The 19,951-nt window shown below is 41.0% G+C and carries 14 protein-coding genes, 1 tRNA gene and 1 pseudogene; 2 read left to right on the top strand and 14 right to left on the bottom strand.

All coding sequences use genetic code 11. The annotated features are described in order from the left end of the window. Positions 1-270 precede the first annotated feature (270 nt). The 3 genes from tuf to ppc all read right to left on the bottom strand — a co-directional run bounded on the left by tuf (position 271) and on the right by ppc (position 5,941). Positions 271-1,467, bottom strand: coding sequence for an elongation factor Tu (gene tuf, locus G575_RS0110085; protein WP_027972612.1), 1,197 nt, complete (start codon positions 1,465-1,467; stop codon positions 271-273). Between the two features lie 218 nt (positions 1,468-1,685). Continuing rightward, complete coding sequence (gene ftsW, locus G575_RS11485; RefSeq protein ID WP_051177045.1) at positions 1,686-2,918, bottom strand: cell division peptidoglycan polymerase FtsW; 1,233 nt, start codon at positions 2,916-2,918, stop codon at positions 1,686-1,688. 326 nt (positions 2,919-3,244) lie between these two features. Continuing rightward, a complete protein-coding gene (gene ppc / locus G575_RS0110075) occupies positions 3,245-5,941 on the bottom strand; it encodes a phosphoenolpyruvate carboxylase (protein WP_027972611.1) in 2,697 nt (898 codons plus the stop codon). A gap of 166 nt (positions 5,942-6,107) precedes the next feature. Between ppc and pepF the strand changes: the two genes are divergently transcribed. Continuing rightward, positions 6,108-7,907 (top strand): oligoendopeptidase F, encoded by a 1,800-nt coding sequence (pepF, locus tag G575_RS0110070; protein ID WP_027972610.1) that lies wholly within the window; start codon positions 6,108-6,110, stop codon positions 7,905-7,907. Further along, the gene (locus G575_RS0110065) at positions 7,900-8,376 is read left to right on the top strand and encodes a glutathione peroxidase (RefSeq protein ID WP_027972609.1); all 477 of its coding nucleotides are present in this window, start codon (positions 7,900-7,902) and stop codon (positions 8,374-8,376) included. Before pepF ends, G575_RS0110065 begins: the two co-directional genes overlap by 8 nt. A 41-nt stretch (positions 8,377-8,417) precedes the next feature. Here the strand turns inward: G575_RS0110065 and G575_RS0110060 are convergent, their stop codons facing one another. From G575_RS0110060 to G575_RS0110010, 11 genes and pseudogenes are all read right to left on the bottom strand, one after another. Then, on the bottom strand, positions 8,418-9,110 hold the full coding sequence (locus tag G575_RS0110060) for a methionine ABC transporter permease (protein WP_027972608.1): 693 nt from the start codon (positions 9,108-9,110) through the stop codon (positions 8,418-8,420). After that, positions 9,110-10,174 carry a methionine ABC transporter ATP-binding protein gene (locus G575_RS0110055; protein WP_027972607.1) on the bottom strand — a complete coding sequence of 355 codons (1,065 nt, stop codon included), beginning with the start codon at positions 10,172-10,174 and terminating at the stop codon, positions 9,110-9,112. Before G575_RS0110055 ends, G575_RS0110060 begins: the two co-directional genes overlap by 1 nt. Then, the gene (locus G575_RS0110050; RefSeq protein WP_027972606.1) at positions 10,167-11,540 is read right to left on the bottom strand and encodes a M20/M25/M40 family metallo-hydrolase; all 1,374 of its coding nucleotides are present in this window, start codon (positions 11,538-11,540) and stop codon (positions 10,167-10,169) included. The genes G575_RS0110055 and G575_RS0110050 overlap by 8 nt, the downstream gene beginning before the upstream one ends. A 63-nt stretch (positions 11,541-11,603) precedes the next feature. Beyond that, positions 11,604-12,485, bottom strand: coding sequence for a MetQ/NlpA family ABC transporter substrate-binding protein (locus G575_RS0110045; protein WP_027972605.1), 882 nt, complete (start codon positions 12,483-12,485; stop codon positions 11,604-11,606). A gap of 99 nt (positions 12,486-12,584) precedes the next feature. After that, a complete protein-coding gene (alr, locus tag G575_RS0110040) occupies positions 12,585-13,682 on the bottom strand; it encodes an alanine racemase (protein WP_027972604.1) in 1,098 nt (365 codons plus the stop codon). 1 nt (position 13,683) lies between these two features. Next, positions 13,684-14,043, bottom strand: a complete 360-nt coding sequence (acpS, locus tag G575_RS0110035; RefSeq protein WP_027972603.1) for a holo-ACP synthase — start codon at positions 14,041-14,043, stop codon at positions 13,684-13,686. Positions 14,044-14,132: 89 nt separating this feature from the next. Further along, a complete protein-coding gene (locus G575_RS0110030; RefSeq protein ID WP_027972602.1) occupies positions 14,133-15,191 on the bottom strand; it encodes a 3-deoxy-7-phosphoheptulonate synthase in 1,059 nt (352 codons plus the stop codon). A gap of 1 nt (position 15,192) precedes the next feature. Continuing rightward, a pseudogene (locus tag G575_RS0110025) lies at positions 15,193-16,227 on the bottom strand (3-deoxy-7-phosphoheptulonate synthase); the annotation flags it as partial. 125 nt (positions 16,228-16,352) lie between these two features. Beyond that, a complete protein-coding gene (gene secA / locus G575_RS0110020; protein ID WP_027972600.1) occupies positions 16,353-18,884 on the bottom strand; it encodes a preprotein translocase subunit SecA in 2,532 nt (843 codons plus the stop codon). 384 nt (positions 18,885-19,268) lie between these two features. After that, positions 19,269-19,391 (bottom strand): hypothetical protein, encoded by a 123-nt coding sequence (locus G575_RS12605; protein WP_281168260.1) that lies wholly within the window; start codon positions 19,389-19,391, stop codon positions 19,269-19,271. Positions 19,392-19,857: 466 nt separating this feature from the next. Next, positions 19,858-19,929, bottom strand: a tRNA-Glu gene (locus G575_RS0110010). Positions 19,930-19,951 lie beyond the last annotated feature (22 nt).

Below are 19,951 nucleotides of genomic sequence, written 5' to 3'. Positions count from 1 at the left end.
GGACTTTTTTCATACAGTCAAAAAGCCCTATAATATCAGAAGGGGGAGTTACCCACTACAGAAATTATAGAGCCCTTTAAAAAGGCATCAAATCAATCTTTCAACAGATGATTTGATGCCTTTTTCTATTTGCAAAATATTTCAAATCCTGTATTTGTCGGTTATACTACACCTCTACTTGCGCTCAAAAAAAGAAAAGCCTCAATCTACATTGAGGCTTTACAATTATTTGTCTGACGAATAATTGTTATTCTGGGAACTTAAGATATCTTAAGCTTCGATTTCTGAAACGATACCTGAACCAACAGTACGTCCACCTTCACGGATAGAGAAAGTAGTACCTTGTTCAACGGCGATTGGGTGGATCAATTCAACGTCGATAGTTACGTTATCACCAGGCATTACCATTTCAGTACCTGCTGGCAATTTGATTGAACCAGTTACGTCAGTTGTACGGAAGTAGAACTGTGGACGGTAGTTGTCGAAGAATGGAGTGTGACGTCCACCCTCTTCTTTAGTAAGGATGTAAACCTCACCTTTAAATTTAGTGTGTGGGTTGATTGAACCTGGTTTAGCGATAACTTGACCACGCTCGATTTCGTCACGTTGAACACCACGAAGAAGGATACCTACGTTGTCTCCTGCAAGACCTTCGTCAAGTTGTTTACGGAACATTTCAACACCAGTAACAACTGCTTTTTTAGTTTCTTCTTTGATACCAACGATTTCGATTTCATCGTTGACACGAACAGTACCACGGTCGATACGTCCTGAAGCAACTGTACCACGACCAGTGATTGAGAATACGTCCTCGACTGGAAGAAGCAATGGTTTATCAGTATCACGAACTGGTTCTGGAATGTATGAGTCAACAGTCGCCATCAATTCCATAACGATGTCTTCATACTTCTCATCACCTTCAAGGGCTTTAAGAGCTGAACCTTGGATAACTGGAAGGTCATCACCTGGGAAATCGTATTCTGAAAGAAGGTCACGGATTTCCATTTCAACAAGCTCAAGAAGCTCTTCATCATCAACAAGGTCAATCTTGTTCATGAAGACGATAAGGTGTTTAACACCTACCTGACGTGAAAGAAGGATGTGCTCACGAGTTTGTGGCATTGGTCCGTCAGTAGAAGCTACTACAAGGATAGCTCCGTCCATCTGAGCAGCACCAGTGATCATGTTTTTAACGTAGTCCGCGTGTCCTGGAGCGTCGATGTGAGCGTAGTGACGTTTTTCAGTTTCGTATTCAACGTGTGCAGTGTTGATAGTGATACCGCGCTCGCGCTCTTCTGGAGCAGCATCGATAGACGCATAGTCTTTTGGTTGGTTAACTGATGAAGGCAAGCGACGTGCCAATACAGTTGTGATAGCTGCTGTCAAAGTAGTTTTACCGTGGTCAACGTGTCCAATGGTACCAACGTTAACGTGGGGTTTACTACGATCGTATTTTTCTTTTGCCATTTTGGTAAAAGCCTCCAATAAAATATATTTTATAGATAGACAGTAGGCAATACGGTCTAACTTTACCTTACCATTTTATCAAATTACCGAAGAATTGCAAGCGTTTTGTGCGGTTTTCAGAAATCTTTACCATTATCCTCCTTAATCATTCTCATTAGAGCTTATAATATTTCAATAAAAAGAAAAGAATCTCGCAGACCACTTTCTGCAAGATTCAATCAATTCACTATCGTATTTTCTAGCTCACGATAGATGGCCTCTCGCTTTTCACTAGCGTCTATATTCAAGACAAACGCTATAGCAACTGATAAAACCATTAGGCTGTTTCCACCTAAAGACAAGAAAGGGAAGGTCACTCCAGTCGAAGGAATGATGCCAGAAATACCACCGATATTAACAAAGACTTGTACGAGTATCATGCCTCCAACACCCAGGGCAATCATGCTATTGAAGGGAGTCTTTGCCTTGATACCAACTAGAAATATCCGTAAAATCAAGAAAAAGACTAAAGCTAGAATCAAAGCACCGCCTATATAGCCCAATTCTTCAAGGACAATAGAAAAAACAAAATCGGTCTGTGATTCTGGTAAATAACCCCGTTTTTCGATGGAGTTTCCTAAGCCCACACCAAACCAGCCGCCGTTACTCATGGCATAGTAGGAATTGGCAAGTTGATGTCCGGCTCCCTGAACATCATCAAACGGGTTAAAGAAAGCACTAAAACGTTTAGCAACATAACCAAATACAGGAATCTTTGCTACTGTATCAACCCCAACCACGTAGATAAAGCTAAGAACCGCTGTTGATAAGGTGGTAATCAAGACTAAAATCCCTGAGAACCAATGGTAACCAATACCACTAATAGAATACATGATTAAGCCTGTTAGAATGATAATGGTCGCATTTCCCAAATCTGGTTGAAAGGCAACCAAAAAAATCATTAGAGCTGTATAGGTTCGCCAATCTTGAAATTTACGAGGAAAAAGTGTTCCCTTAGTTAAGGCTTGGTAATCATAAACTTCTATTAACTCTTGACGTTTAGAGAAGGTCAAAGCCAAATACCAGACAATCAAAACCTTTAGATACTCTGCAGGTTGGAAGGTGAAGAGCTCTCTTCCTGAAATGGTAATGGCAATCCAACCGTGAGCTCCATTTCTGGTTTCTGTAAAAAAGCGAGAATAGACCAACATGGCAATCTCAATCCAAATAGCTATGGTCAAAATCCCCTGCTTCTTTAAAAAATCCAATCGTAAACGATAGACAAAAAAGATAATCGCCAGACTTAAGAGCCAGAACCTCATCTGGTTAAATACTGATGCAAAGGGATTGGCCCCTGAAGCTACTAAATTGGCGCTGGTGGTTGAATAGATGATGATCAATCCCAGGATAGACAAGGCTAGATAGGGAATCAAAATCGAATAATTCAACAAATGCCGCTTATCAATTTTCATTACACGTCCTCAAATTCATTCTGTCAATGCACCCATTATAGCATCTTTTGAGACAAATAGCGAACAGAGGGATAAGGAAAAACAGGCATAACGTTTTGTTAAAACAGGAAATATACTCACTAAAAACCCTTACGATGAATATTTCAATATTTTTGGGGATGTTAAAACAAACCCCCGTCTCTCTAACAGATTTCTATCATCAAAGCCCCTGAAACGACACGGTTTCAAGGGCTTATAACATTATAACGATTCGTAAATTTGCCTGTCATTTGCAAATTTGTTAACTATTTTTCACAAGATTTTATCACTGTGTTCAATCCTTTTGATTATCCTGAATTTCTGAGCCCTGTTGCAATACCATTAATGGTAATGTGGATTAATTTCTCCTCTGACTCTTTTAACTGTCTAGAACGTAGACGACGGATTAACTCTACTTGAATATAATTTAACACATTAAAGTAGGGCAACCGATAGTCTAAACTGGCTCTTAAATTGGGTAGATCTCCCAATAACTCCTGATGCTGCTCAATCATCAGTACCATATCCTTAGTAAGTTGCCACTCATCTAAAATGATATTAAACACATCACGAACGGCTTCGTCCTCACAAAGCTGTGCATATCGAAAAGCAATGTTCATATTAGACTTGGACAGCACCATATCTATATTTGATAGGAGAGATTTAAAGAAGGGCCAGTTTTGATACATGTCTTGCAAGAGCGCTAGATTCTCGTCAGCTTGCTCAATAAAACGCTTAAAGCTCGAACCGACACCATACCATCCTGGGAGCATGATTCGGTTTTGAGACCATGAAAAGACCCATGGAATAGCGCGCAAACCAGATATCTCCGTAATGGTTTTACGAGCAGCTGGCCTAGAGCCTATATTTAGACTAGAAATTTCCCTGATAGGACTCGCTGTCATGAAGTAATCGTAAAAATGTGGGTGTTCAAAAACCAAATTGCGATAGCTATCGTAGCTACTTGCAACAATCTCTTCCATGGCAGAACGGTAGCCATCAATTTTTCCTTCATCGACAATACGATCTGTTACCATACGCCCCAAGGTTGCAGAAACTAGCATCTCTAAATTGTAATAGGCTGCATCTTTGTTGCCGTACTTATTACCGATAACCTCACCTTGCTCCGTCAAGCGAATACAATCTTTTATGGTACCGAAAGGTTGAGAGGTAATGGCATCGTAAGAAGGGCCTCCGCCACGACCAACTGTTCCACCACGGCCATGGAAAAAAGTGATTTTCACCCCTTTTTCAGCTCCGATTTGAGTCAGTTCATTTTGGGCTTTATAGAGTGTCCAACCAGAAGAGAGATAGCCCCCATCTTTGTTAGAATCGGAGTAACCCAGCATAATTTCCTGGTAATTATTTTTACTTGCAATCCATTTTTGCACCAAGTCAATCGACAAGTAGCTTGACATGGTCTGACCTGCTTTAGCTAAATCTTCGATGGTTTCAAAGAGAGGGACAACCTGCACACGCGCCTTTTGATGGTCCACCAGACCGACCTCTTTTAGCATAATAGCTAGCTCAAGCAAATCAGATACCGTTTCTGTGTGCGAAATAATGTGTTGCTTGATGACATCCTCACCTAGCATGTCCTTGAGTTCACGCGCAGTTTGGTAAATAGCTAACTCTTTTTCAAGCAACTCTGATTTTTTGACATGCGTAGCTGAAAGAATCCGTGGATCTTCTGTCAATACTTTCATCAATAAGGCTGACTTAGCCTCCTCTGACAGACTGCTGTAATCACTTTCGATATTAGCTGATTTCAATAGCTCTGCCACACAGGCTTCTTGCACTGACGAATCCTGACGTAGGTCAATACTTGCCAAATGAAAACCAAAAACGTTAATCGCCTCTATCAATTCTGACAAGACCCCAGATACCAGCCGTTCTCCCTTGTGATTCACCAGTGAATCTTTGATCAAGAGCAAATCTTTTTCAAAATCAGTAGCTGTTTCATAGCGAGGAGTCAACAATTTCCCCTCTACCAGAAAACTTCTGGTATGACTTAATTTCTCACTGATAAAGTGTAGTGCCTTGCGATACAGCTCTTTTTCACGAAAAACAGAATGGTCTGAAGACAGCTCCGCCATTCTCCTAACCTCATCTGATACATCTACCAGACTAATCGACATAGCATAACTATCATACAGCTCAGCTATTTTTTCTAAATAGTAAGAAAGGATGACATCAGCCTGAGTTTCTGCTGACAATCTTAGGGTTTCTGCTGTTACAAAGGGATTGCCATCCCTATCTCCACCAATCCACATGCCCATAGTAATTGGACGCGCCTTATCTAGTACAATGCCTTTTTCAGACGCTAAACGGTGATATTTTGCTGTTAGATTAGTGATTGCAGGGATAAGAGAACTCTTATAATACTCTGTAACATTGGTGATTTCATTTTTAACCTTGAGCTTCTTCTCACGGATAATATCGGACTGCATCATGAGATCAATCTGACGACTTAGTTCTGCCCTCCACTTGTCTTGATTGAGGAGCCCCAGTTTCACGTCTCTATACCTACGGAGCAATTCATGAATGGTTTTGGTAAGGCCTAGCATGGTCTTGCGCTGTACCTGTGTTGGGTGGGCTGTCAAAACAGGGACTACAGTCGCATTTTGTAAAACTGCTTGTGCCTGTGTGCTTTTAGACACCTGATCGATGGCTGTTGATAGTTTACCGAGGTAATCCTGACCACTATTGTTTTGATAATTCACTTCATAGGCCAAATCCACATCTTCAGAAATATTGATTAATAGAGGTAAGATGGCAAAGTATCTTGAAATGACCACCATATCCGAGGAAGAGATATTAGCAATTTCTTGTTCTAATAATTGGTAAGAGCCGTCCTTTGATAATCTTGTCAGACGGTCAATAAGATTAAAGGTTTCTTGTCCAGAATAACCAATAACAGCTTCTTTCAACAAATCTGTCAAGATAGCTACTTCTTCTTTGATAACCTGACTGTCACCAGTCGCTTCTAATTTCTCCATGTCTATCTCCTTATTAATTTCCTCCTATTGTACTATTTTTGTGAAGGAAAAAACACTAAAAAAACAATTTTGAACTATTTTATTCGCTTTTTCTATAGAGTTTTTCAAAATTCCGACAAAGTAACCTTTTTTTGCTATACTTAAAGAAATACATTCAGAAACGGAGACACCTATGGAACTCAAACCACGTGCCAGCTTCCCAGAAAATGAACTCTGGGATTTAACAGCCCTTTACAAAGATCGTGAAGATTTTCTATTAGCCATGGAAAAAGCCTTAGCAGATGCCCGAAGCTTTCAGGCTAATTATGAAGGCAAGTTAAAAACCACCGAAGACTTTACAAGAGCCCTATATGAGCTTGAGCAGATTTACATCCAAGAAAGTCATATCGGAAACTACGCCTTTATGCCTCAGACAACCGACTTCAGTAATGAAGAATTTGCTGAAATCGCAGCATCTGGCGATGATTTCATGACTAAAATCGGTGTCATGCTCAGCTTTTTTGAAACAGCCTTGGCACAAGCTGACGACGCTATTTTAGACGAATTAGAACAAAATCCTGATTTTAGCGCTGCTATTCGTCAGGCAAAACGACAAAAGGCTCATTTACTGGCTCATGAAGTTGAGAAAGCCTTGACCAATCTCCGTGATGCTTTTGGATCCCCTTATGATATTTACACGAAAATGCGGGCTGGCGATTTTTCCATGGAAGACTTTGAAATTGACGGTAAAGTCTACAAAAATAGCTTTGTCACCTACGAAAACTTTTACCAAAATCATGAAAATGCTGACATTCGCGAAAAGGCTTTCCGTTCCTTTTCAAAAGGCCTACGTCTGCATCAAAACGCTGCTGCTGCCGCTTATTTAGCCAAGGTTAAGTCTGAAAAATTGATTGCTGACATGCGTGGCTACGACTCTGTTTTTGACTATCTCCTAGATGAGCAAGAGGTTGATCGCTCGATGTTCGATCGCCAGATTGACCTGATTATGACTGAATTTGGCCCTGTCGCTCAGAAATACCTCAAACACGTCGCTAAAGTCAACGGACTGGATAAAATGACCTTTGCCGATTGGAAATTGGACATTGACAACGAGCTCAATCCTGAAGTCTCTATCGATGACGCTTATGATTTGGTGATGAAGTCAGTTGCACCACTCGGTCAAGAATACTGTCAGGAGGTCGCTCGCTATCAAGCAGAACGTTGGGTTGACTTTGCTGCTAACGAAAACAAAGATTCTGGTGGCTACGCTGCGGATCCTTATCGTGTACATCCTTATGTTCTCATGAGCTGGACAGGACGAATGTCGGATGTCTACACCCTTATCCATGAAATCGGACATTCTGGCCAATTTATCTTTTCAGACAATGCTCAAAGCTACTATAACGCTCACATGTCCACTTACTTTGTAGAGGCACCTTCCACCTTGAACGAGCTGTTGCTAAGCGATTACCTAGAGCATCAATTTGACTCACCACGTCAGAAACGCTTCGCTCTGGCACATCGATTGACGGACACCTACTTCCATAATTTCATCACTCACTTGCTTGAAGCTGCCTTCCAGCGTGAGGTCTATACCTTGATTGAAAATGGTGGTACCTTTGGCGCTGAAAAACTCAACAGCATCATGAAAGGTGTTCTAAGGAAATTCTGGGGCGATGCTATTGATATCGACGATGATGCTGCGCTAACTTGGATGCGTCAAGCACACTACTATATGGGGCTCTACAGCTACACCTACTCAGCTGGTTTAGTTATCTCAACAGCTGGTTACCTCAATATCAAAAAGAATCCTGAAGGCAGTCAACAGTGGATTGATTTCCTCAAATCTGGTGGTAGCAAAACACCGCTTGATTCCGCTCTCATTATCGGTGCCGACATTTCAACCGACAAACCGCTACGGGATACCATCCAATTCTTAAATGATACGGTTGACCAAATTATTGCTTATAGCGAGGAGCTCTCTCATGGCTAATATCTATGATTTTTCCGTCGAAAATCAAGATGGTAGCTTATGTCAGCTCAGTGATTTTTTTGGAAAAGTGCTCTTAGTGGTCAACACAGCGACAGGGTGTGGCTTGACCCCTCAATACCAAGGCTTACAAGCTCTCTACGATGCCTATCACGACCAGGGTTTCGAAGTCCTTGATTTCCCTTGCAACCAGTTCAAGCAGCAAGCATCAGGAACAGCTGATGATATTAATACTTTCTGCACACTGCATTATCAGACCACTTTTCCACGGTTTGCTAAAATTGAGGTCAATGGCAAAAATGCTCATCCCCTCTATCAATGGATGAAAGAAGAACAAAAAGGGGCTTTCGGAAAAGTCATCGAATGGAACTTCACAAAGTTTTTAATTAACCGAGAAGGACAAGTCATCAAGCGCTTTGCACCGACTACCACTCCAGATAAAATCGCTACTGTGATTGAAAAATACTTATAACACAAAACGCTAGACCTGAGGGTTCTAGCGTTTTACGATTATTAACGGTGGCTAATTTTTCGCGTTAGCCAATCTCCTAACAATTGGATACCAAAAATCATTAATAGAATAATTAAAGTCGCTACCCATGTCACATCATGATTAAAGCGTTGGTAGCCATAAGACTGTGCAACATTACCGATACCACCAGCACCAATAGCTCCTGCCATTGCAGTTTCTCCAACAAGTGATATTAAGGTAACAGTCGACACACGGATAATATCTGGGAGACCCTCTGTCAAGTAAACCTTAATCAAATCAAAAGCTGTCGCTCCTGAAGCCTGAGCAGCTTCAATCACGCCACGATCAACCTCTGCCAAGACGACTTGAACTTGACGGGTAAAGAAAGCGTATGTCGCGACTGAAAGTGGGACAATCGCCGCGGTAGCTCCTAGATTAGTATTGACAAGAATGTGCGTCACAGGAGCCAAGATAAAAATCAAAATAATAAAAGGAATGGCACGGAAAATGGAAGTGATTTTATCCAAAATATGAAACACAAATCGATTTTCCAAGACACCTTCTGGACCTGTCAAAACGAGAAAAAGACCCGTCAAGAGGCCTAGAGTACCTCCAATTAAAAAGCTCCAGATCGTCATGTAAAAGGTGGCATAGATAGCGGCTAGCCAACCTGTATCTCCCCAAAGTCCAATTTTATACACATTAGGAAGATTTGTTTGAATCCATTCTGCCATTAGGCACCTCCTTTAAGTACTTTGAATCCTACACCTGCTGCCACAATCGCTTCTTGTGCCGCAATTAGCTCTGCCTTTTCCCCAGAAAGAACCACAATCAGCTCACCCACTGGAGTGTCATCTAAAATCTCAATATTGCCATATAAAATATTAGCTGTTACCCCGAATCTCTTGTAAATGTCATTCAAAATTGGCTCATCCGTCGCATGTCCAGCGTAATTGAGCTGGGCAAGTAAGCTATTTGGTGCTAAGTCTTGAACGATATCTTGTTTTTCAATCTTAGCCATTGCTTCATCAATACCTGTAGCAGTCGTGATAAATTCTTGTGTTAACGCTTCTTTTGGATCTGAGAAGATTTCTAAAACTGAACCTTCCTCAATCAGATGACCATCTTGCATAACAGCCACACGGTGGCAAATATCCTTGACAATTTGCATTTCATGAGTGATCATAACCACCGTCAAGCCCAACTTCTTGTTCAAATCTTGCAAAAGTGCCAAAATTTGCTTTGTGGTTTTAGGATCTAGTGCTGATGTTGATTCATCTGAAATCAAAATTTCAGGATCATTTGCTAAGGCACGCGCAATCGCTACACGTTGTTTTTGACCACCAGACAATTGTGCAGGATAATTATCTGCACGCTCTGCTAATCCGACTAAAGTCAGAAGCTCTTCGACCTTAGCAGCACGCTCTGCCTTTGTTAAAGAAGAATGACGTAGAGCAAAGGCAACATTTTGACGCGCTGTTTTCTGTGCCATTAAATTGAAATGCTGAAAAATCATTCCAATTTTTTGACGTTTTTGACGCAATTGTGCAGGCGATAGCTGAACCCGTCCTTCAGCAAAGGTCACATCACCAGCAACAGTGATTTTACCCGCTGTTGGCACTTGCAAAAGATTAATCACACGGACAAGGGTTGATTTTCCTGCGCCAGAGTAACCAACAATACCATAAATTTGTCCCTTATCAATCGAAACGGATACGTCCTTAACCGCTTCAATGATTCGCTTTTTCTGATGGAAAGTAATATCAATATTTTCCAGTTGAATAATAGGCTTACTCATAAGATTTTATTAACTCCTCAATCATTTCTATATGGGTATAGTAATCCGCTAGATTGACATTCTCATCATCTGCATGATCACGACTATTGGGATTACCAATCCCAAAGGCAGCGATTGGCACCTTCAACGCCTCATAAACCTGGTGCATAGGCCCTGTTCCAGCAGTAGTTGGCAACACCGCTACGCCTTTAGGCCATAATTGTTTTGCAATATCTATAACCTTGAGAATGGCTGGCGCAGACATGTCGCTACGATAACCTTCTTCACCAAGAGTGAAAGTCAATTCCAGCTGCTCAAAACCATTTTTTAATAACTGACGACGAACTTTCTCAAGAACATCTAGCGGCTTCATTCCAGGTACCAAGCGTACCTCAAGCTTGGCAGAGGCATTACTCGGTAAAATAGTCTTAACCCCTTGACCTTGATAACCAGCTGTAATCCCTTGAATCGTTAACGATGGTTTGAAAAATAGCGTCTCTAATAGTTGCTCCCTATCCTGACTCAAAAACGGCAATGTTAACCCATAGAGTTCTGTCAAAGACTCTTCTGACAAATAGGCATACTGCCTTACCAACTCCAGTTCTCTCTCTGTCGGTGGAATAAGGTCATCATAGATGCCATCAACCAAAATCTGCCCCGCTTCCCCGCGCAAACTGGAGAGAGCATTAATCAAGTACCAGGCTGCCGTATCGATATTCCCACCAAATTTAGAATGGATATCTAAGTCAGCACTTTTAACCTGAGCATCGAAAGTGACGATGCCTTTGGTTCCACCGGAAATCTCCATTTGCCCTTTGGCATTGAAAATTCCCTGTTCCCATACCAGTAGGTCCGCCCCTCTCAACACCGTTGCGTATTTTTCAAGGTATCTTTCTAAGTCGACAGAAGCAGATTCTTCTGCTCCTTCTATGATAAAAACAATATTGACTGGCAAATCTGAAAGACTGGCTTTTGCTTTTTGCACCGCTGTTAACCTAGCTGTAATATGCCCCTTGTCATCATCAACCCCTCGACCATACATAAAACCATCTCTTACGGTCAGCGTAAAGGGATCACTGGTCCAAGGCTGATCAGCATCCGCTGGCACGGTATCGTAATGATTGTAAAAAATCAAGGTCTTTGCATCTGCTCTTGAACTTCTAAAAGTTGCCATAACAAAAGGCGCAGCATAGCTATCGTCTAGGATGACATCCGCTCCCGCTTCCTTGAAAACCCTAACTAATTTCTCGGCTACTTGTGGCAGACCCACATTTTGAGCATAAATTCCCCTTGTAGCAATCAGATCTTTTAAGACTTCAAAATAATGTTGAGCGATATTATCCTGATAAAACTTCTCCAACTGAAGGTGTTCTATTTCCTTTGTCATGATAGCTCCTTTCACAGATAAAACAAATATGGCGTGTTCTCACACGCCCATATTCATTTTTGATTATTCAAATGTTGGTGCGCCTTCCCAAGCTGGAACATCTGTACCATTTGAAGCGTCGTAAAGTACTTTTGCAACCTCATCCGTTTGGTAAGCTTTGATCAAAACTTTGATAGCGTCAGCCTTGTCTGATTTTTCCCAGTCTTTTTGAGCTGCAATCACGTTTACCCATTGTTTTGAGTTTTCATCAACGGCTTCTTTAAAGAGTGTCGTTTTGTAGTCAACATTCCCTTGAATAGCGTAGTTATTATTGATAACTGCTGCATCAACTGATGTCAAAGTAGAAGCTGTTTGAGCTGCATCAAGTTCTTTGATGTCCAGATTTTTAGGATTTTCTTTAATGTTTGTAATAGTTGCCAACTCTTCACCTGAAACATCAAGCTTAATCAAGCCTGCCGCCTCAAGAAGATAAAGGGCACGGCTCTCATTTGTTGGGTCATTTGGAACTGAAATCACACCACCTTCTGGAATATCTGCGACATCCGTGTATTTAGCTTTGCCATTTTCAATACCTGAGAAGATACGAATCGGACTAAGAAGCGTATCGGCTGCTGCAACAAGGTCACCATTATTTTCAGTGTTCCAGTTATTCAAGAAATTGTAATGCTGGAAAGCATTAACATCTGTTTCACCATTAGCTGTCGCTTGGTTTGGTTGGCTATAATCTGTAAATTCAACGAATTTTAAAGTTACACCTTCTTTAGCAGTTAATTCGCTCACTTTATCCCAAAGTGGTTCTGTTGAATCAGACAAAGTCATGATACCAACTGTGAGTGTTTTTGTATCTGCCTTATCCGCAGATGAATTGCTACCTGGTGCACATGCTGTTAGAAGTGTTGCTGCTGCAAGTGTTGCTGTAAGTCCTAAAGTTTTTTTCAATGTCATAATATATCACCTTTATCTTTTATTTTTTGGGTATGAAGATATTATGCCACATAAAGTTATAGATTTCAAATTGTTAAAAACAGGGATTTGATATAGTTTTTAACTATATGTTCTCGGAATACGTTCGCTTAATAAACACAACACTTCATAATTAATAGTGCCACGATGTTGCGCAATATCTGTGACTGTAATGGTTTTTGACTCATTTTCACCAATCAAGGTCACCTCTGTTCCCAAAGGATAACTTCTAGGCATCCTGATGGTTATTTGGTCCATAGAAACTCGACCAACAATGGGACAGAAGTGTCCTTCTACCAATACCTTAAAATGTTGCATGTCTCTGGTCCAGCCATCCGCATAACCAATTGGTAATGTCGCAATAATTTCTGAAGTAGAAGTCTCGTAAGTCGCTCCATAACCAATTTTTTCCCCAGCCTGCAATTGTTTAACATGGACAATCTCTGTCCTTAAACACAGTGTCGGTTTAAGAGGATAAGGTAGCGATAATTCTTGTCCACTCGGATTCAGTCCATACATGGCAATACCTAATCTTACCGCGTTAAAAATCCCTTCTGAGTGCCAAAGACTTGTTGCTGAATTACTGGCATGGATGATGGGAGGCAATTCATCTAAGTGAGCTAAATGGGCTTTGAAATTCTCTAATTGCTTTAAGAAATAAGTATCATCTTTTTCATCCGCAGTGGCAAAATGGGTAAAAATCCCCTCAACAATAGCTCCCTTAGATTTTAAAGACTCCAAAGCTTTTTGCGTTTCCATAGCCTGACCAAAACCAATCCGTCCCATTCCTGTATCAACTTTAAGGTGAACACATAATCCGTCTAAGCTATAGGAATCAGCCGCTCCAATCCACTCTAAGCTGGCTACTGTAATCGTTATGTTATATGCAATAGCCATGGGTATCTCTTCTGGCATCAGTACTCCCAAGACTAAAATCGGCTGTTCAATTCCTGCCGCTCGTAACTCCAGGCCCTCATCAAGATTTGAGACACAAAACCCATGGACTTGATTTTGAATATGTTGAGCCACTCGAACAGCACCATGTCCATAGGCATTGGCCTTTACAACAGCATAGGTCTGAGTTGCCTTAGGTAAATGTTGTTGAATCATCTGGATGTTGTCACTAAGAGCTGATAAATCAACTATTGCTTGGGTTGGACGATGAATGCTTGAAACCATCTTACTCCTCCACGCTTTCTAAAATAACACTAGCTTGTACAAAGGCTCCGCTATGAGAAATGGATAAATGAATCTTCCCCTCAAAAGGAGAGCGGGTGACCTTTGGCGCTCCCTTATCATCAGCTAAAATTTCAATATCCTGAAACGAAAGACCGACAAGTCCTGTTCCTAAAGCTTTAGCAAAAGCTTCTTTTGCAGCCCAACGACCTGCTAAAAATTGATAACGGCGCTCTCCTGAGAAAGTTTGAAACAGTTCTTTTTCGGCCTCTGTCAATAATTTATCCGCAAAACGTTGGCGCTTTTCAAAAGCTCTTTTGATTGCTGAAATGTCTTGCAAATCTATGCCATGTCCTAGTATCATGATTACCTCAATAACGTTACTCTTGCTACTTTAATATAAAAAGAGTTAGCACAACTAACTCTTTTTATTATACCATATTTTTAGTAAGCTTATTTTTTTAGAATGTCTTCAAAAGAATCATGACCAAGCGTTGTGTAGATTTCACGAATCATCTTTTCCGTCTTTTCCCAACCTAGACATGGATCTGTGATTGATTTTCCAAAGACCTCTGGTTGATCCTGACGTCCATCTTCCAAGTAAGACTCAATCATAAAACCACGCACATATTTGTTAATCTTATCATTCCAGTCACGATTAATCAACGTTTGACGAACGATACGCATCTGCTCAAGGTAATTTTTACCTGAATTGTCGTGATTCGTATCCAAAACAATAAATGGATTTTTTAGGCCCATTTTTTCATACTGTCCAATAGCCTTAAGTAGGATATCGTAGTAGTAGTTTGGTTCATTTTCACCGTATTCATTGGTCGCACCACGCAAAATGGCATGGGCTAACGGATTTCCGTCCGTCTCGACCTCTGCATTATGGTAAATGAAATTTTGAGGAGACTGAGCAGCATAGATACCATTAAACATCACGTTGAGATTGCCTGAGGTCGGATTCTTCATTCCAGTTGGCACATCAATACCTGAAGCAACAAAGCGATGTTCTTGGTCTTCAACCGAACGTGCTCCAATAGCATGATAGGAGACCAAATCATCGACTAGTGGTAAATTCGATGGATAGAGCATTTCGTCTGCTGTTGTTAGACCAGTTTCTGTAATCACACGGTAATGGAGGTTACGAACAGCAGCGATACCATTGATCAAATCTGGTAGTTTAGATGTATCTGGTTGATGCATCAGGCCTTTGTAGCCATCGCCATTTGTTCGAGGCTTAGCTGTATAGACACGCATCACCATAAAAATACGATCTTTGACTTCTTCCTGAAGTTTTGATAAACGATTAGCGTATTCTAAAACCGCCTCTTCATTATCTGACGAACACGGTCCAATCACTAGGAGAACACGATCGTCTTCACCTTTGATGATAGCTGCTAGTTCTTTATCGCGTGCTTCTTTTGTAGCTAAAGCTGCGCCTGTTAATTTAGAAAGTTCTTTAACTTCTGAAATTTGGAGTGTTTCACTTTTTTGTCTAATTGCCATATTATTTACCTAATGAATTGTAGAGTTCACGAATTAATAGTTCTGTATTATCCCATCCAAGACATGGGTCTGTGATTGATTTTCCAAAGACTTCAGGCTCATTCTGGCGACCATCTTCCAAATATGATTCAATCATAAAACCACGAACATATTTGTTTATCTTTTCATTCCAATCACGGTTGATTAGGGTTTGACGGACAATACGAATTTGCTCCAGGTAGTTCTTGCCTGAATTATCATGATTGGTATCAATCATGATAAATGGATTTTCCAATTGCATCTTCTCATAAGTCTCAATAGTGTCCAGAAGATTGTCGTAATAGTAGTTTGGCATATATTTGCCATATTCGTTTACCGCACCGCGTAAGATAGCATGGGCAAGTGGATTACCACTTGTATGAACTTCTTCCCCATTAAACAGGAAATTTTGCTCTGCTTGTGCCGCATACATAGCATTAAACATAATATTTAAATTGCCTGAAGTTGGATTTTTCATCCCGGTCGGTACATCAATCCCTGATGCTACAAAGCGGTGCTGCTGGTTCTCAACAGAACGCGCACCAATGGCAATATAAGAGACCAAATCATCGACTAATGACAAGTTTTCAGGATAGAGCATCTCATCTGCTGTGGTCAATCCCGTTTCCGTAATCACTCGATAGTGAAGATTACGCACAGCTTTGATACCATTAATAAGGCTCGGAGCTCCTTTAGCATCTGGTTGATGAACAAGACCTTTATAGCCATCACCATTAGTACGTGGTTTAGCTGTATAAACACGCATCACCATAAAAACACGATCCTTGACTTCCTCTTGGAGTGTAGCCAAGCGATTGGCGTACTCCAGTACAGCCTCTTCATTATCTGACGAACAAGGTCCAATAACCAAGAGAACTCTCTTGTCCTCACCACGCATAATGGCTTCTAATTCTCGATCTCTTTGTTCTTTGTTAGCTAGAACCTCTCCGGTCAAACGCGTGGCACTTTTAACTTCTTCTAAATTAATCTTTTCACTAGTCGCTTTAAATGACATATGATTTCCTCTATCTTTGTATAAAAATTATTTCTATTATATCACGACCCCGAAGCTTTTCCAAGTGATTATTCAGAAAATTTTGTCATATCTCTAAAATGGCACAATAAAAGGCCACAAAGGGCCTTTTATGACATCCGTGCATGACAGTTTTTAAATTTCTTTCCTGAACCACACGGGCATTTATCATTACGTTCTACGTTTGAAAAATCGACAGCTGATTCTGATGATTCCTCACCCGGGCTCTTAGCAGCAATATTGGCTGTTGCTGTTGTGTGAGCCATCGCTGGAGTTTCTTCACGTTTTTGCTCATGAATCTGTGCTTTCATCATTGTCCGCGTTACATCAAATTCAATAGATCCAATCATGTCTTGGAACATCTTAAAGCCTTCAGATTGGTATTCAACAATTGGATTGTTTTGCGCATAACCACGCAGACCTACGGCGCTACGTAACTGATCTAAGGCATTCATATGCTCTGTCCAGTGATTATCAACCACCATAAGAATAAGCACTTTTTGGAACTCTTGAACCGCCGCCTCATCTTTCAACTTACTAATCTGATTATCATAATGAGACTCGGCTTTTTCAAAGAGCAAAGCTTTTATTGCATTATCCTTTTGGCCTTCTAAGTCTTCAAGAGAAATATCTTCCTCTGGCAAAAGACTCATCTGAGCAAAATTCAAAATAGCTTCTAACGCTTCTTGGCGATTTGAAACACGCGAGTGAGCATCTACTGTGCGGTCGATTGTACGCTTAATCATGGCTTTGATTTCTGGACCAAGATCTCTTTCGGCTGTGATAACATCGTACCGTTCTGCGTAGATAATCTCACGCTGTTCACGCATAACATCATCATATTGAAGAACCTGTTTCCGCGTATCATAGTTGTTCCCCTCAACACGTTTTTGAGCAGACTCTACCTGACGAGTCAACATTTTAGACTCGATAACCGTGTCATCTTCGTCCAAACGCATCCGCTCAAAGAGAGCTTTAATGCGGTCAGATCCAAAACGACGCATCAAATCATCTTCAAAAGACAAGTAGAATTGGGACTCCCCAGGGTCACCCTGACGTCCTGCACGTCCTCGAAGCTGGTTATCAATACGACGGCTCTCATGACGCTCCGTACCAATAACGCAAAGCCCACCTAACTCACGGACACCTTCACCAAGCTTAATATCTGTACCACGACCAGCCATGTTAGTAGCGATTGTAACCGCGCCACGCTGTCCTGCATTCATGATAATTTGAGCTTCCTTGGCGTGGTTTTTAGCATTAAGCACCTCGTGAGGAACTCCTGCTTCCACCAACAATTTTGAAATCAAATCAGAGGTATCAACTGCTACCGTTCCGACAAGGACTGGTTGGCCTTTTTCATGACGAGCCTTCACATCTGCAACAACAGCCTTAAATTTAGCGCGCAGTGTTGGATATAGGAGATCCGAGTGGTCAATACGCTGAATTGGCCGGTTAGTCGGGATTGGAATGATGCGCATATTGTAAATCTCACGGAATTCCTCTTCCTCGGTTTTACCAGTCCCGGTCATCCCTGATAACTTCTTATACATGCGGAAGAAGTTTTGATAGGTGATGCTAGCATTTGTTTTTGACTCATCTTGAATCGGAACATGCTCTTTTGCTTCAATCGCTTGGTGAAGACCGTCTGAGAATCGACGACCTTCCATGGTCCGACCTGTAAATTGGTCAACAATCAAAATCTCTTGTTCAGGACTGACCACATAGTCAATATCAAGCGTCATGATGTAGTTGGCACGCAAAGCATTATCGATGAAGTGCGTCAAAGCCACGTTTTCTAAATCGTAGAGGTTGTCAAGTTTAAAGTAACGCTCAACCTTATCAATCCCTGAATCAGAAAGACCAATTGTCTTTGTCGGGATATCGATGATATAGTCCCCTTCTTGTAACCCTTTGACACAATGATCAGCTAAATCATAAAGTTTACTAATTTCTGTACTCTGTGCTCCTGAAATAATCAATGGCGTCCGTGCTTCATCAATCAAGACTGAGTCTACTTCATCAACCAAAGCATAGCTCAATGGACGTTGAACCATCGCTTCTTTACGAGTGACCATATTATCACGAAGGTAATCAAAGCCTACCTCTGAGTTAGTCGTGTAAGTAATGTCACACTGATAGGCTTCTCGCTTTTCTGCAGGTGATTTAGCGGCTTGGTTAATACCAACAGACAACCCCAACCAACTATAGAGCTCACCCATTTCTGTAGCGTCACGTTCTGAAAGATACTCATTGACTGTTACAACATGAACCCCTTCACCTGCTAGGGCATTGAGATACACAGGCATGGTTGCAGTCAGCGTCTTCCCTTCACCCGTACGCATTTCTGGAACATCTCCATGGTGGAGAACAATACCACCCATAATTTGTACATGATAAGGAAAGAGGCCCAATACCCTTTTTGCCCCCTCACGGACAACCGCAAACGCCTCAGGCAATAAATCATCTAAACTTTCACCAGCCTGATAACGAGCCTTAAATTCCGGCGTTTTCGCCTGAAGCTCTTCATCTGTCAAAGCTTCCATTTCAGCTTCATAGCTTTCCACTTTTTTTGCTAATCTATCTAATTTCCGCAATTCTCCCTTATCATTATCGATAAGTGTGCGTATCATATTTGCCATCTTGTTTCCTTTCGAAAATCTAATCGACCTATTCTACCATAATTTATACATTTTTACAAGATTTGCCCTTTATAGACTACGCCGTACGCATGAAAACTTTCATCTCTCCTTTTGAGCATGAAGGCAATCATTTAAACCTAGTATTTACTTTTATACTCTGATATCTCACCCCCGTTTTCAAAATAATTATGGAAGATAGCCCACAAAATGAACAAAGATATAGCGTTGTTTATGGCGGTAACTCAGCTTTTTCCTAGAAAAAGCCCTCATTTGTATGAGATAAAAATAGTTTTTACGTATGGCATTCGAATTGAAGACCACTCGTTTGTTTAGGATTTGGCTCTTAACATCTCGGTAAACCACATCGAGCAACCAATATGGACTCTAAACCGACCAATGACCGCGAACAACCTGAGAAAAAGTCTGCACATCGCCCTTGAAACCAAGGATAAAGTAACGTACTTCCTCTGTGATAATCTTATCTTTATCAATGCTATTTTTGGCCATGGCAGTCCCACGAAGGTTCTACTATTTTGGGTGGCGTTGGCTCAACCATTTCACACCATGAAAAACCCAGTAATCCCTCACCTCAATCTGACTATGTGCCTTTTCAATGGTCTGATAATGATACCCTCTTTCTGTCAACCTAGATAACAATTTGGCATCACTAGAATAGAAGAAGATTCCCTAGGTTCTTCTTAAATATTTGCTCCAATCTTATTAGAACCTCAGTAGATACTCTTACTTAAGCCACTCTAATACTTATCTAGCGACCCCGGATTAACGATTTCCATTTTATAAATAGACTCATTCAGTCTAAAATCACCTACTTGTATAACCCATATCCTCTATAAACCAGCTATAGTAAAGCGACTTATCCAACGATTCTCATATCACCACATATCAATAGCTATAGCCAGATAAAGTGAATTTTAAACACAAAAAAAGTTGCCAAAGCAACTTTAAAAATAAATAGTCCGTACGGGATTCGAACCCGTGTTACCGCCGTGAAAAGGCGGTGTCTTAACCCCTTGACCAACGGACCATAATAACTAATGGGCACGAGT

It is taken from the genome of Streptococcus plurextorum DSM 22810, from assembly GCF_000423745.1.
GTDB lineage: Bacteria > Bacillota > Bacilli > Lactobacillales > Streptococcaceae > Streptococcus > Streptococcus plurextorum.
This window is presented reverse-complemented; position numbering and strand designations above follow the sequence as displayed.

Excerpts from the sequence above, each read along its gene's own strand:
- acpS (WP_027972603.1), bottom strand. The coding sequence starts at position 14,043 with ATGATACTAGGACATGGCATAGATTTGCAAGACATTTCAGCAATCAAA.
- G575_RS0110045 (WP_027972605.1), bottom strand. The coding sequence starts at position 12,485 with ATGACATTGAAAAAAACTTTAGGACTTACAGCAACACTTGCAGCAGCA.
- G575_RS0110065 (WP_027972609.1), top strand. The coding sequence starts at position 7,900 with ATGGCTAATATCTATGATTTTTCCGTCGAAAATCAAGATGGTAGCTTA.
- G575_RS0110055 (WP_027972607.1), bottom strand. The coding sequence starts at position 10,174 with ATGAGTAAGCCTATTATTCAACTGGAAAATATTGATATTACTTTCCAT.
- secA (WP_027972600.1), bottom strand. The coding sequence starts at position 18,884 with ATGGCAAATATGATACGCACACTTATCGATAATGATAAGGGAGAATTG.
- ftsW (WP_051177045.1), bottom strand. The coding sequence starts at position 2,918 with ATGAAAATTGATAAGCGGCATTTGTTGAATTATTCGATTTTGATTCCC.
- G575_RS12605 (WP_281168260.1), bottom strand. The coding sequence starts at position 19,391 with ATGGCCAAAAATAGCATTGATAAAGATAAGATTATCACAGAGGAAGTA.
- alr (WP_027972604.1), bottom strand. The coding sequence starts at position 13,682 with ATGGTTTCAAGCATTCATCGTCCAACCCAAGCAATAGTTGATTTATCA.
- G575_RS0110050 (WP_027972606.1), bottom strand. The coding sequence starts at position 11,540 with ATGACAAAGGAAATAGAACACCTTCAGTTGGAGAAGTTTTATCAGGAT.
- pepF (WP_027972610.1), top strand. The coding sequence starts at position 6,108 with ATGGAACTCAAACCACGTGCCAGCTTCCCAGAAAATGAACTCTGGGAT.
- G575_RS0110060 (WP_027972608.1), bottom strand. The coding sequence starts at position 9,110 with ATGGCAGAATGGATTCAAACAAATCTTCCTAATGTGTATAAAATTGGA.
- tuf (WP_027972612.1), bottom strand. The coding sequence starts at position 1,467 with ATGGCAAAAGAAAAATACGATCGTAGTAAACCCCACGTTAACGTTGGT.
- G575_RS0110030 (WP_027972602.1), bottom strand. The coding sequence starts at position 15,191 with ATGGCAATTAGACAAAAAAGTGAAACACTCCAAATTTCAGAAGTTAAA.